This window comes from Natrinema sp. CGMCC1.2065, from assembly GCF_051225675.1.
GTDB classification, from domain to species: Archaea; Halobacteriota; Halobacteria; order Halobacteriales; family Natrialbaceae; genus Natrinema; species Natrinema thermotolerans.
This window is the reverse complement of the sequence record NZ_JBPJSJ010000007.1, coordinates 151,227-163,439: the sequence shown is the minus strand read 5'-3', so window position 1 is coordinate 163,439 and position 12,213 is coordinate 151,227. Positions and strand designations below refer to the sequence as shown.

Sequence of the window (12,213 nt, the reverse complement as noted above, 5' to 3'; positions counted from 1 at the left end):
CGATGGCCGCAGACGACACCGTTGCGACGAGTTCGTCCGACCGGGCCGACACCGCGGCGTCGGCTCCCCGACAACGATGGTGGCGACGGCCCGCCGTCGCCCTCGTCGTCGCCCTCGCGATCGGGGCGGCGTTCGCACCATCGTCGGTAGTTGCGGCGGCCGCGAACGGGGGGACGGCCCCCGCGACGGCGACCGGCGGCCCGTCCGCGTCGACCGGGGATGCCCTCGTCATCACTAACGCGACGGTCGAGCCCGGTGGGACCGCCGTCCACCGCATCGTACTCACCGACGCGCCCGACGGGCTCGCCGGCTTCGAACTCACCCTCGAGCTGTCGGGCGACGCGGCGACAGTCGAGAACGCCGGCTATCCCGACGACTACCGGATGACGACCGACCCCGTCGTGAGCGACGACGGGGAATCGGTGACCGTCGAGGCCGTCGATCTCGACGACGCGGTCACCCCCGGCGCGAGCGACGTCACGCTCGCGACGGTCACGGTCAACGGGACGGAGCCCGGCGCGGCGGCGCTCGAGGTGACCGACGCCCGGCTCGACGCTGACGGCGGCAGCCGGATCGACCCGACACGGGAGCCGGGAACGCTCACCGTTCAGACGGACGCGACGGCGGCCGAATCGACAGGCACGCCGGACGACGGGAGCGACGCGGGCGACGGAGCGGCCTCGAACAAGGAGCCGGCCGGCGGGACCGACGGGTCGGACGACGACTCGGCGTCGAACTCGGAAGCGGTTCCGGGCTTCGCGGGCGGCACTGCGTTGCTCGCGCTCGCTGTCCTCGCGGGCGGCCTGCTCGCACGACGGCAGGATCGGAGCCGCTGACCCGATTCCCCCGCTGATGCAACCCGACGGCGTCCGGCGTTCGTGTGGTTCAGTGGCTGCGATGGCGACCGCGGTTCCGCCGCAGCGACGCGACCGACGACGCGGTCGATCGTTTTATCAATCGGTCGTTTGAACTGACCGTCATGTTCGCGGTCGCGACGCTGCTGGGACTTGCCGCCCTCGGAACGGCGATCGTCTGGAAAGGCAGCAGCTGGCTCGAGGATTCGGCGAACAAACTCGCGATCGCGTACGGACTGCCGGCGGTCGTCCAGGGTGCCGTCATCGCCGCGGTCGGCTCGAGTACGCCGGAACTGGCGAGCGTATTGCTCGCGACGCTGGTACACGGGGAGTTCGAACTCGGAGTCGGATCGATCGTCGGCTCGGCGGTGTTTAACCTCCTCGTGATTCCGGGGCTCGCGGTCGTCGTCGCCGGCGGCGTGGTCGACACGACGCGGGAACTGGTCTACAAGGAGTCGCTGTTTTACATGCTCGCGGTCGCGGCCCTGCTGTTGACGTTCTCGCTGGCGGTCATCTACAACCCCGTCGACGAGGCCGGCGTCCGAATCGGGGGTTCCGTCTCGAGACCGCTCGCCCTGTTCCCGCTCGCGCTGTACGGCCTCTACCTGTTCACGCAGTACTTGGACGCCGCGGAGTCGGAGCAGCAGGCGGACGGCTCGATCGCGCTCGCGCGTACGTGGTTCTGGTTCGTCGTCGGGCTGGCGTTCATCGTCGTCGGCGTGGAAGCGCTCGTTCGGGCGGCGATCGGGCTGGGGGAGGCCTTCGGGACCCCCTCCTTTCTCTGGGGGATGACCGTCGTCGCCGCCGGCTCGAGTCTGCCGGACACGTTCGTCAGCCTGACGGCCGCGCGGGCCGACCGACCGACGGTCACGTTGGCGAACGTCCTGGGCAGCAACACGTTCGACCTGCTCGTGGCCGTGCCCGTCGGCGTCATGGTCGAGGGGGCACTGACGGTCAACTTCGCCAACATCGTCCCGATGATGGGGTTTCTGGTTCTGGCGACGGTCGCGTTCTTCGCGATCTCCCGAACCGGGATGGCCCTGTCCCAGCGCGAGGGGTGGTTGCTCCTGGGGCTGTACGGGGCGTTCGTCTGCTGGCTGCTCATTGAAAGCCTCGGCGTCGTCAGCGTTCTCTGACGCGGCCGGCCGCCCTGCGATCCACAGTGCTTCCCAGCCGAAGCCACACGTCTAGTGGTTTTACTTAGGCCGCCTGCGACGGGGCGGGTATGAGCGACGATTCAGACTCCGAGGGGAACCGATTCGCCACCGACAGCGTCCACGCCGGGCAGGAACCCGATCCGACGACCGGGGCTCGCGCGCCGCCGCTGTATCAGACCACCTCCTACGAGTTCGACGACACCGACCACGCCGCCGCCCTGTTCGGCCTCGAGGAAACCGGAAACATCTACTCGCGGATCATGAACCCGACGAACGCGATGTTAGAGGAACGCATCGCGACGCTCGAGGGGGGCGTCGGTGCGCTCGCGACCGCGTCGGGGATGGCCGCCTTCGATCTGGCGACGTTCATCCTCGCCGACGTCGGCGACAACATCGTCTCCTCGTCGGCGCTGTACGGCGGGACCTACACCTACCTCACCCACACCGTCGCAAAACGCGGCGTCGAGACCAAGTTCGTTGATACCTTAGACTACGAGGCCTACGCCGAGGCCATCGACGACGACACCGCCTTCGTCCACCTCGAGACGATCGGCAATCCCGCGCTTGTGACGCCGGATATCGAACGCATCGCCGATATCGCCCACGATCACGACGTGCCGCTGTTCGTCGACAACACCTTCGCGACGCCGTACCTCTGCCGGCCGCTCGAACACGGCGCGGACCTGGTCTGGAACTCCACCACCAAGTGGATCCACGGCGCGGGCTCGACCGTCGGCGGAATCTTAGTCGACGGCGGCTCCTTCCCCTGGGAGGACGGCGACTACCCCGAGATCACCGAGCCGAACCCGGCCTATCACGGCATCAACTTCCGCGAGGCGTTCGGCGACGCGGCGTTCGCCTTCACCGCTCGCACCCGCGGGCTGCGCGACCTGGGCAACCAGCAGTCGCCGTTCGACGCCTGGGTCACGCTGCAGAAACTCGAGTCGCTGCCGCTGCGCATGGAGAAACACTGCGAGAACGCCATGGCGGTCGCGGAGTACCTCGAGGACCACGAGAAGGTCTCGTGGGTCAACTACCCCGGCCTCGAGAGCCACGAGACTCACGAGAACGCCGAGAAGTACCTCGAGGGCGGCTACGGCGGCATGATCACCTTCGGGCTCGAGGGCGGCTACGACGCCGCCGAAACGGTCTGTAACGAAGTGAACCTCGCGAGCCTGCTGGCAAACGTCGGCGACGCGAAGACGCTGATCATCCACCCCGCGAGTACGACCCATCAGCAGCTCACCGAGGAGGAGAAGCTGGCAAGCGGCGTCACCGACGACCTCGTGCGGCTCTCGGTCGGCATCGAGGACGTCGACGACGTGATCGCGGACCTCGATCGCGCGATCGAACAGGCCTGATCGATCGCCGCCCGCGGCCGGCCGACGTTTTCACTGCGCTGTGACTAGCCCCCGCGGTTAAGGGACCGGCGTTCGACTGGTCGGATATGGCAACCGGGATACTCACGGACGATGCGGCGGAGCAGATCGTCGCGACCTGTCGGACGGCCATCGGCGACAGTCTCCGGTCGGTCACCTACTTCACGCGCGACGACTTCGAGCAGGTCTACCTGCGGGAGGACCTCGAACGCGATGCGGACCTCTCGACGTTCATCGGCCACGAGTGGCGCGGCTTCAAGACGACCCAGACCGCCTACGAGGGGTCGGAACTTGGCGGCTACGACTACACGATCCGGGTCTTCGAAAACGGGTTCCTCATCCGCGTGACGAACGACAGCGAGGGGGTCTTCGCCACCACGGACGGCCTCACGGTCAAGGACTTCGAAGAGGTCGCGACGGCGCTCGATACGTTCCTCAGCGAGCGCGAACTCGACTAATCCGCGCTCGAGTCGTCACTATCGGTATCGTCGGCCTCGGGCGGGTCGTCCGCGTCCGCATCCGCATCGGGGTCGGCATCCGCGCCGTCGCTATCGTCGCCGCCGATCGGCAGGCCGGAACCGCGGTCGCCGTCCGTCCCGAGGAGGCGAGCGAAGCGACGGCGATCGGCGGCGTGTCTATCGAGACTCATGCCGACGACAGATGGGGGAGTCCCTTGTAGTAATAGGGGCCGTTTGCGCTCGAAACGCCGCGCTTCCCGCGTGAAACGATCCCCGCGCTGTCGTGCGGTTTCGTTCGAAACGGTCGCTGACGTGGCGACCGCACCGCATCGAACAACGTAACACCCTTTTCCGCCACGCCCGTTGGTTCCCCAATGACCGACCTGCCCGATCCCGTCGCCACTGCACTCGAGTCCCACGACGCGTTTACGGCCCGCGGGGACACCTACGACCTCGAGACGACCGTCTTCGAGACGACCGTCACGGCCGACGACGCGGAGGGGAAACGCGACGGCCGGTTTTCGATCACCGTCGTCCTGCCGACGCTTGACGCCGCCGTGGCGGGCGAGGTCGTCGCCGACCCAGTCGAGGACGGCTGGTTCGAAACGCTCGAGCGACGGCTCGCGGACGTGTTCACCGTCGCCCACACGAGTACCCACGAGGAGCCGGCCGTCGAACGCGACGCCGACGAAGTTCGAGTCCACCTCGAGTACACTGCCTGGGACGCCGCCGAGGGCGTCGACGACGCCAAGGCCCTCATCGAGTTCGTCGAAGGGACCTTCGCACAGGGGATCATTCCAGGCTACGACTATCGCGGCGAAGCGGCGACGCTGCTCGAGAACGCCCAGAACAGGGGCCAACAGGCGGCTGACGGCGACGGCGGCGGAATGCCGATGTAAACCTAAATTTTGCTCTGCGGGCCGCCGTAGGCGGCCCTCGGCAAAATTTAGTATAAAAGCCTCCTCGCTCCCGGTGGTCGCTCGTCGGCCCGAGCGCACAGCGCTCGGTGAACGGCGTCGCTCGGGTTCTCCGAACCGCTTACTCGCCGATATACTATTCGTGGAACGGTTCAGTGTAGTCTAGGGGCCGGGAGCGGGGCTCGAGCAGACGCGAGAGCCCCGCGACCCTACGGAAGAGCAAGCTCTTCCGAGCGGCGAGGGACCAAAGGTCCCTCGAGCAGTCGGCGCGAAGCGCCGACGACCTCGCGGAAGCGAAGCTTCCGCTCAGCGGGGGAGGGCAGGCCCTTCCCCATACTCACCGCGAGCGACCGAAGGGAGCGAGCGGGCCGACGACTGATGTGAGTGACTGAAAGGAACGAACGGAAGGAGGAGTGCTTTTCATCGAAGCTAAGCGGGAGCTTTGCTTCCGCGAGGTCCGAGAGAGTTCCGCTCTCTCGAACGACAGCGCAAAACTTCGTTTCTAGTCCATCGCGATGTACGTCTGCGTATCCTCGATACCCTCGATGGCCTGGATGTGGGTGGCGGCGATCTCCTTGACCTTCGCGGGCGTCTCGACGCTGGCTTTGGCGATGAGGTCGACGTCGCCGGCGACGATGTGGGCCGACTCCACGCCCGCGACCGATTCGATGCTGTCTCTGAGCCGATCCGCCTCGCCCGTGTTCGCCTTGATCATGACGAATGCTGTAACCATCAGTTGGCACCTCCGTCCGTGTCGCCCTCGAGCAGTTCGGTCGCGGCCGAACTCGTGCCCGTGCCGGCGTTGGCGGTGGCCCGTTCGGCGGTCTCGCCGACCAGCAGTTGACGGACCTCGCTCAACACGTCGAAGTCGGCGAGGACGACGAGCCGGTCGTCGGCCTCGAGCGAGAGGTCCTCGGTGGGGATCTCGAGGGGGCCGTCGCCCTTGCCGAACGCGAGGACGGTCGCGTCGGCGGGCAGGTGCAGTTCGCTGATCGTGTAGCCGTTGACGGGAGCGTCGGCGGTGAGCGTGAGTTCGACCACCTGCAGGTGGGGGGCAACGTCGGCAATGGCGCGGATCGTCCCGCCCAGCAGGGCGTTTTTCGCGCCGATCGCGCCGAGTCGTTCGGGGTAGATCACCTCGTCGACCTGGTCGGCGTACTTCCGGTAGATCCCCTCGCGGTAGGCCTCGTCGATCCGCATCACCGTCCGACAGCCGTGGTGGTTCCCGATCATGCAGGCGGTGAAGTTGACGTTCAGATCGCCGGTCAGCGCGCCGAGGGCGTCGGCGTCGGCGATGCCGGCCGCCTCGAGGACGTCCTCGCGGGAGCCGTCGCCGTCGACGACGGTGAACCCTTGCTCACGGGCGCGTCTGCGCGTCGGCTCGTCGCGCTCGACCATCGTCACCTTGTGGTCCTCGTCGCGCAGGACGCGCGCGGTGCGCAGCCCAACCCGTCCGGCCCCGATAATCACGAACCGCATGCAGGGGGATACGCCGGCCCCGGTCAATAAGCTTGCCCCGGATTACCATGGCATGCGTTCGGCCGGCGGGCGCGAGGACACGATGTGCGGGCGGCGAGAAACGACGACTGGCCCACGAGACGAACGGCGCTCGAGCGACCCTACCCCATCGCGATGTACGTTTTCGTGTCGGTGACGCCGTCGAGGGCCTGCAGGTCCGAGGAGACGGTCTGGAGAACGTCGTAGACCTCCGGCGTATCGACTTCGGCGATGATGTCGTAGTTGCCCGCGACGATGTGGGCATCGGTGATCGACTCGAGATCGCCGATCTCCGCGAGCAGTCGCTCGGACTTCCCGGCGGCGGTCTTCACCATGATGAAGGCGTGGACCATCGGCGGTGTGGTACACTCTGGCACGACTAAAGCCTTTGCCCGAATCCACCGAGACGCGGTCGCGGCCCGGTCAGCGGTCGCTCGACCGCGCGGCCTCGAGCGCGTCGACGACGGTTTCGAGGACCGCAGCGGGCGACTGTGTTGCGTCGACCCGGACGAAGCGTTCGGGGTCGCGCTCGAGCAGGCGCTCGTAGTTCTCCCGGACCGTCTCGAGGTAGGCGGTGCGTTCGAACTTGTTCGTCGTCCCCGCGCGCTCGGCGGCGGTCTCGGGGTCGAGGTCCAGATAGATCGTCAGATCGGGCTCGATCGAGAACGGCCGGTGGAGATCGACGACGTACTCGAGCGGATCCGCAAAGTCGTAGGCCGGAGCGTCCGCGAGGGTCGCGCCCTGATAGGCAAAGCGGGAGTCCGAGTAGCGATCGGAGATCACGAGGTCGCCGGCCTCGAGGGCGGGGCGGATCACTCGCGAGAGGTGGGCCGCGTGGTCGGCGGTGTAGAGAAAGAGTTCCGCCAGGGGGTCGGCGTCGTCGTCCGCGATCGAGCGGTAGACGGCCTCGCCGTACCAGGAGTCGTCAGTGGGTTCACGCGTGACCGTCGCGTCCGGATAGCGCTCGCGTAAGGCCTCCCGGACCGTCGTCTTGCCGCTGCCGTCTAACCCCTCGAGCGTGACGAGCATGCCCGGACCTGGGCGTGACGGCTACTACAATCTGTCGAGACGGACGACCTCACTACGTAGCCGCCTAGCTATTTATCGTTGCGCCGGCACGTTCGTGTATGAAGATCCTCGTCGCCGGCGGCACCGGCTTCATCGGGACGAACCTGTGTGCGGAACTGGCCGAGCGCGGCCACGAGGTGACGGCGCTGTCGCGCTCGCCCGACGGCGGCGGCCTGCCCGACGGCGTCGAGGTCGCGATAGGCGACGTCAGCGCCTACGACTCGATCGTCGACACCGTCGCAGGCCACGACGCGGTCGTCAATCTCGTCGCGCTCTCGCCGCTGTTCAAGCCCCGCGGTGGGAAGAGCCACGAGACGGTCCACCTCGGCGGCACCGAGAACCTCGTGCGAGCCGCCGAGGCCGGTGACATCGACCGGTTCCTCCAGTTGAGCGCGCTCGGAGCGGACCCCGACGGCGCGACCGCTTACATCCGCACGAAAGGCAAGGCCGAAGCGGTCGTCCGGTCGTCCGCCCTCGAGTGGACGATCGTCCGCCCCTCCGTGGTCTTCGGGGACGGCGGCGAGTTCGTCGACTTCACGAAGGCGCTGACCACGCCGTACGTGACCGGACTCCCCGGCGGCGGGAAGACGCGGTTCCAGCCGATCTGGGTCGGCGACCTCGTCCCGATGCTCGCCGACGCGCTCGAGGACGAGGCCCACACCGGCGAGACCTACGACCTCGCGGGGCCGGAGGTCCTGACCCTCGCGGACGTGACCGAGCTGGCCTACGCGGCCGAAGGCAAAGACATCACGATCGTCCCGATCCCGATGGGACTGGCCAAGGTCGGCCTCTCGGCGATCGGCCCGGTCCCGTTCCTGCCCTTCGGCCCGGATCAGGCACGCTCGCTGGCGTTCGACAATACCGTTACCGACAACGACGTGACCGCGTTCGATCGCGACCCGGCCGACCTGACGACGCTCGCCTCGTATCTCGGCCTCGCGGGACCCGGTCGCCGAGGACGGCCGGCGGGAACTGCCTGATCGAGCGCCAGCCGGGGCGGTCACCGTTCCGATCACCGGCGCTCAGGTACGAAACGTAATATAAAAACACTATGGGCGAGGGTAAAAAGATATTTACTACTCGCGATATTGGGCGCTTCATTGTCTCTACGCGGCGCTCTCGAGCAATACTCTATTAATCGAGAAATTCAGATTAGCACAAGACTTATATCCTCTATCCCACTGTTACCAATCCAACGGAGCCCCCTGATAAACAATGAAGCTGGCGATGATCGGATTCGGACAGGCCGGTGGCAAAATCGTCGATCGGTTCCTCGATTACGACGATCGGACGGGAAGCGGAATCGTCCGGGCAGCGATCGCTGTCAACTCCGCGAAAGCGGACCTCATGGGCCTGGAGAATATTCCACAGGAGAATCGCGTACTCATCGGCCAGGCCCGCGTGAAGGGCCACGGCGTGGGTGCTGACAACGAACTCGGCGCGGAAGTCGCCGAGGAAGACATCGACGAGGTGCAAAACGCGATCGACGCGATCCCGACCCACGAGGTCGACGCCTTCCTCATCGTTGCCGGGATGGGCGGTGGCACCGGCTCGGGTGGCGCGCCGGTCCTCGCGAAACACCTCCAGCGGATCTACACGATCCCGGTCTACGGCCTCGGCGTCCTGCCGGGCACCGACGAAGGCGGAATCTACACGCTCAACGCGGCACGATCCTTCCAGACGTTCGTCCGCGAGGTCGACAACCTGCTCGTCTTCGACAACGACTCCTGGCGACAGACCGGCGAGTCCGTCGAGGGCGGCTACGACCAGATCAACGAGGAGATCGTCCGCCGCTTTGGCATCCTCTTTGGTGCCGGCGAGGTCGGCGACGGACAGGAGGTCGCCGAGAGCGTCGTCGACTCCTCGGAGATCATCAACACGCTTTCGGGCGGCGGCGTCTCGACCGTCGGCTTCGCGAGCGAGGAAGTCGAGATGAACACCGGCGGTGGCCTCCTCTCTCGCTTTACCGGCGAAGGCGGCAGCGAGGACGACTTAGACGCCGCAAACACGACCAACCGTATCACGAGCCTCGTCCGCAAGGCCGCGCTCGGCCGACTCACGCTCCCCTGTGAGATCGAGGGTACCGAGCGCGCGCTGCTCGTCCTCTCCGGTCCCTCCGAGTACCTCAATCGGAAAGGCATCGAACGCGGCCGCAAGTGGCTCGAGGAGGAAACGGGCAGCATGGAAGTCCGCGGTGGCGACTTCCCGCGAGAGGAGCCCGAGGTGGCCGCTGCCATCCTGCTTTCCGGCGTGACCAACGTCCCCCGGATCAAGCGACTGCAGCAGGTCGCCATCGAGGCACAGGACAACATCGACGACATCCAGCAGGAAAGCGAAGAGAACCTCGAGGAACTCGTCGAGGACGACGAGGACGAACTCGAGCCGCTGTTCTAGGCCGCCGCTCTTTCGACGATCGACGGGGCGAGCGCCGCGCTCGCCGGGAGGGGGCAGTCGATCGCCAGCGTTCTCGAGCGCCGATGGCCACCGTCGGCCGCCCTCGATCTTCGCTCCGACGTGTTTTTGAGGCCGCCCCGGCTACCGCAACTAGATTCACATGCGCGTCGTGGTTCCGTTCGCCGCCGAGACGCCGAAGACGCGGCTCGAGTCCGTCCTCTCCCCGGCCGAGCGCTCGCAGTTCGCCCGGGCCATGCTCGCGGACGTGCTTCGCGCGATCGTCCGCGCGGGCCACGAGCCCGCCGTCGTCTCGACCGCGCCGCTGGACCTCGCGGCGCTCGAGATGCCGGGCGAGGTCGCCGCGGCGACGTCGCTGACGGTCGACGACCGCCCGCTGACCGAGGCGGTCAACGCGCGGCTGCCGGCCGACGCCGGTGACGATCCCGTCGCCGTCGTCATGGCCGATCTCGCGCTCGCGACGCCCGACGCGCTCGAGGAGCTTCTGACCGCGGGGGCCGACGTCGCGATCGCGCCCGGCCGCGGCGGCGGCACCAACGCCCTCGTCGTCGATCAGCCGGACTTCCGCGTCGACTACCACGGCCTCTCCTATCTCGACCACCGCGGGATCGCCCGCGAGGTCGGCGCGACCCTCGAGACGGTCGACTCCTTCCGGCTGGGGACCGACATCGACGAGCCCGCGGACCTCGTCGAGGTCCTCGTCCACGGCCGCGAGAGCGACCGCGCGCCGGCCATTCTCCGCGAGTTCGGCTTCGAACTCGAGCGTCGCGACGGCCGGGTCGCCGCGGTCCGCGACGGCGGCCCGACGGCCGAGTGACGGCCCCGACGATCGCCACGAAGTGAAGGCCTTATGTGCCGAGCCACGACAATGGGAGGTAATGTTTCCCGGGGCCAGCGAGTACGGCGTCGACGTCGCGGTCGAGGAGGGGGCCGTCGACGACCTCCTCCAAGTCAGCCCGAGCGACGTCGACGCGCCGCCGGCGCTTACGTTCTCGCGGAACGTCTTCGTGCCGCTGACGACCGCGTGTCGCTACACCTGTACCTACTGCACCTACTTCGACCCGCCGGGTCAGGCCGAACTGCTCTCGCTCGAGGAGGTCCGCGAGATCTGTCGGCGCGGGGCCGACGCCGGCTGTACGGAGGCGCTGTTTACCTTCGGCGACGACCCCGACGACCGCTACACCGAGATCCACGCGCAACTCGAGGCGTGGGGCCACGACTCGATTCATACCTATCTGCGCGAGGCCTGTGAAGTGGCGCTCGAGGAAGGACTGCTCCCGCACGCGAACCCGGGCGACCAGACCCGCGAGCAGCTGGCCGAAGTCGCCGACGTCAACGCCAGCATGGGCGTGATGCTCGAGACGACCGCCGAGGTCGGGGCCCACGCCGGCCCGCGGCGCAAGGTGCCCGGCCAGCGCCTGCGCACCCTCGAGAACGCGGGCGAACTCGACGTGGCCTTTACGACCGGAATCCTGGTGGGGATCGGCGAAGACTGGCGCGACCGCGCCGAGAGCCTGCTGGCCATCCGGGAGCTCCACGAACGCTACGACCACATCCAGGAGGTGATCGTCCAGCCCGTCGTCGAGAACGAGCGCTGGTCCGGCGGCTCGCCCGATCTCGCGACGATGCGGCAGGTGACGGCGATGGCCCGCGCCGCCCTGCCCGAGGAGATTTCGGTGCAGGTCCCGCCAAATCTCGCCCCCGCCAAGGACCTGATCGACTGCGGCGTCGACGACCTCGGCGGCGTCTCGCCGGTCACCGACGACCACATCAACCCCGAATACAAGTGGCCCGCGCTCAGGGAACTCGAGGAGATCGCCGCGAGCGCGGGCGTGCCGCTTGGCGAGCGACTACCGGTCTACGAGCGGTTCCTGCCGGCCGAACTGCGGACCGACGGCTTCGACGGTCGGCTGGCCGACGGCGCGGACGGCGACCGGGAGTGGATCTCGGCAGCGATTCGGGCGGCGCTCGAGGCCGACGACGCGGCAGGTGGGCGGTACCGGTCGGTGCTTCGGGACGGAGAGACGGCCGCGTCACACTGAGATTGGCCAGCGGGACGCTACCAACGGTTGCAAGTGTGACTGGACGTGAATTATCCTGCCGCTCTTTCCCTTCTCTAGACGGTGAGCGACTGACTCTGATTATAATTCAGAGAGTGATCCCGAGAGGACCAGGTTATCTCAGAACGGAAAATAGACGCTCCATTACAACAGTACTACAGACGATACTGATCGTGAGGAACAGATAGGCAACAGGGACGCCGACCGCAAACCAGACGATGAAATCTCCGATCGAGGAAACGTTCCTGCTCGTTCCGTGAAATTCGACATAGTTCATTATTGCCGACAGAATCACTACCGATACCGCAATTACCGCCCGTCTAAAGCGAAGCATCTCGCTTGTCTCTATAGTGTCTCGGCTTCAATTATCAATCCTTTGATGATGGTCGGAATCGCGTACAATTCAGCGGT

The 12,213-nt window shown here is 66.9% G+C and carries 14 protein-coding genes; 9 read left to right on the top strand and 5 right to left on the bottom strand.

Features of this window, described 5'->3' with window-relative positions; all coding sequences use genetic code 11:
• Window positions 1–2: 2 nt before the first annotated feature.
• The 4 genes from ACSBP4_RS09840 to ACSBP4_RS09825 all read left to right on the top strand — a co-directional run bounded on the left by ACSBP4_RS09840 (window position 3) and on the right by ACSBP4_RS09825 (window position 3,848).
• A complete protein-coding gene (locus ACSBP4_RS09840; RefSeq protein WP_435552103.1) occupies window positions 3–836 on the top strand; it encodes a hypothetical protein in 834 nt (277 codons plus the stop codon).
• A gap of 143 nt (window positions 837–979) precedes the next feature.
• Window positions 980–1,990 carry a sodium:calcium antiporter gene (locus ACSBP4_RS09835; RefSeq protein WP_435552113.1) on the top strand — a complete coding sequence of 337 codons (1,011 nt, stop codon included), beginning with the start codon at window positions 980–982 and terminating at the stop codon, window positions 1,988–1,990.
• 89 nt (window positions 1,991–2,079) lie between these two features.
• Window positions 2,080–3,372, top strand: coding sequence for an O-acetylhomoserine aminocarboxypropyltransferase/cysteine synthase family protein (locus tag ACSBP4_RS09830; RefSeq protein WP_435552102.1), 1,293 nt, complete (start codon window positions 2,080–2,082; stop codon window positions 3,370–3,372).
• A gap of 86 nt (window positions 3,373–3,458) precedes the next feature.
• Window positions 3,459–3,848, top strand: coding sequence for a DUF7522 family protein (locus ACSBP4_RS09825; RefSeq protein ID WP_006181313.1), 390 nt, complete (start codon window positions 3,459–3,461; stop codon window positions 3,846–3,848).
• Here ACSBP4_RS09825 and ACSBP4_RS09820 read toward each other — a convergent pair.
• Window positions 3,845–4,039 (bottom strand): hypothetical protein, encoded by a 195-nt coding sequence (locus ACSBP4_RS09820; protein ID WP_006650225.1) that lies wholly within the window; start codon window positions 4,037–4,039, stop codon window positions 3,845–3,847. The genes ACSBP4_RS09825 and ACSBP4_RS09820 overlap by 4 nt on opposite strands.
• Window positions 4,040–4,222: 183 nt before the next feature.
• Here ACSBP4_RS09820 and ACSBP4_RS09815 point away from each other — a divergent pair, with 183 nt between their 5' ends.
• Window positions 4,223–4,747, top strand: coding sequence for a DUF5813 family protein (locus tag ACSBP4_RS09815; RefSeq protein ID WP_435552101.1), 525 nt, complete (start codon window positions 4,223–4,225; stop codon window positions 4,745–4,747).
• A 520-nt stretch (window positions 4,748–5,267) separates the two neighbouring features.
• Here the strand turns inward: ACSBP4_RS09815 and ACSBP4_RS09810 are convergent.
• The 4 genes from ACSBP4_RS09810 to tmk all read right to left on the bottom strand — a co-directional run bounded on the left by ACSBP4_RS09810 (window position 5,268) and on the right by tmk (window position 7,291).
• Window positions 5,268–5,498 (bottom strand): Lrp/AsnC family transcriptional regulator, encoded by a 231-nt coding sequence (locus ACSBP4_RS09810; protein ID WP_006181316.1) that lies wholly within the window; start codon window positions 5,496–5,498, stop codon window positions 5,268–5,270.
• Window positions 5,498–6,244, bottom strand: a complete 747-nt coding sequence (locus ACSBP4_RS09805) for a potassium channel family protein (protein WP_435552100.1) — start codon at window positions 6,242–6,244, stop codon at window positions 5,498–5,500. Before ACSBP4_RS09805 ends, ACSBP4_RS09810 begins: the two co-directional genes overlap by 1 nt.
• 140 nt (window positions 6,245–6,384) lie before the next feature.
• Window positions 6,385–6,615 (bottom strand): Lrp/AsnC family transcriptional regulator, encoded by a 231-nt coding sequence (locus tag ACSBP4_RS09800; protein ID WP_006181318.1) that lies wholly within the window; start codon window positions 6,613–6,615, stop codon window positions 6,385–6,387.
• A gap of 70 nt (window positions 6,616–6,685) precedes the next feature.
• Complete coding sequence (tmk, locus tag ACSBP4_RS09795; protein WP_006650221.1) at window positions 6,686–7,291, bottom strand: dTMP kinase; 606 nt, start codon at window positions 7,289–7,291, stop codon at window positions 6,686–6,688.
• Between the two features lie 98 nt (window positions 7,292–7,389).
• Here tmk and ACSBP4_RS09790 point away from each other — a divergent pair, with 98 nt between their 5' ends.
• The 4 genes from ACSBP4_RS09790 (at window position 7,390) to cofG (ending at window position 11,784) form a co-directional block, all read left to right on the top strand.
• Complete coding sequence (locus tag ACSBP4_RS09790) at window positions 7,390–8,310, top strand: complex I NDUFA9 subunit family protein (RefSeq protein ID WP_435552099.1); 921 nt, start codon at window positions 7,390–7,392, stop codon at window positions 8,308–8,310.
• A gap of 235 nt (window positions 8,311–8,545) precedes the next feature.
• Window positions 8,546–9,724, top strand: a complete 1,179-nt coding sequence (locus tag ACSBP4_RS09785) for a tubulin/FtsZ family protein (RefSeq protein ID WP_006181321.1) — start codon at window positions 8,546–8,548, stop codon at window positions 9,722–9,724.
• Window positions 9,725–9,884: 160 nt separating this feature from the next.
• Window positions 9,885–10,559, top strand: coding sequence for a 2-phospho-L-lactate guanylyltransferase (gene cofC, locus ACSBP4_RS09780; RefSeq protein ID WP_435552098.1), 675 nt, complete (start codon window positions 9,885–9,887; stop codon window positions 10,557–10,559).
• A gap of 61 nt (window positions 10,560–10,620) precedes the next feature.
• Window positions 10,621–11,784, top strand: a complete 1,164-nt coding sequence (cofG, locus tag ACSBP4_RS09775; protein WP_049964877.1) for a 7,8-didemethyl-8-hydroxy-5-deazariboflavin synthase subunit CofG — start codon at window positions 10,621–10,623, stop codon at window positions 11,782–11,784.
• Window positions 11,785–12,213: the final 429 nt, after the last annotated feature.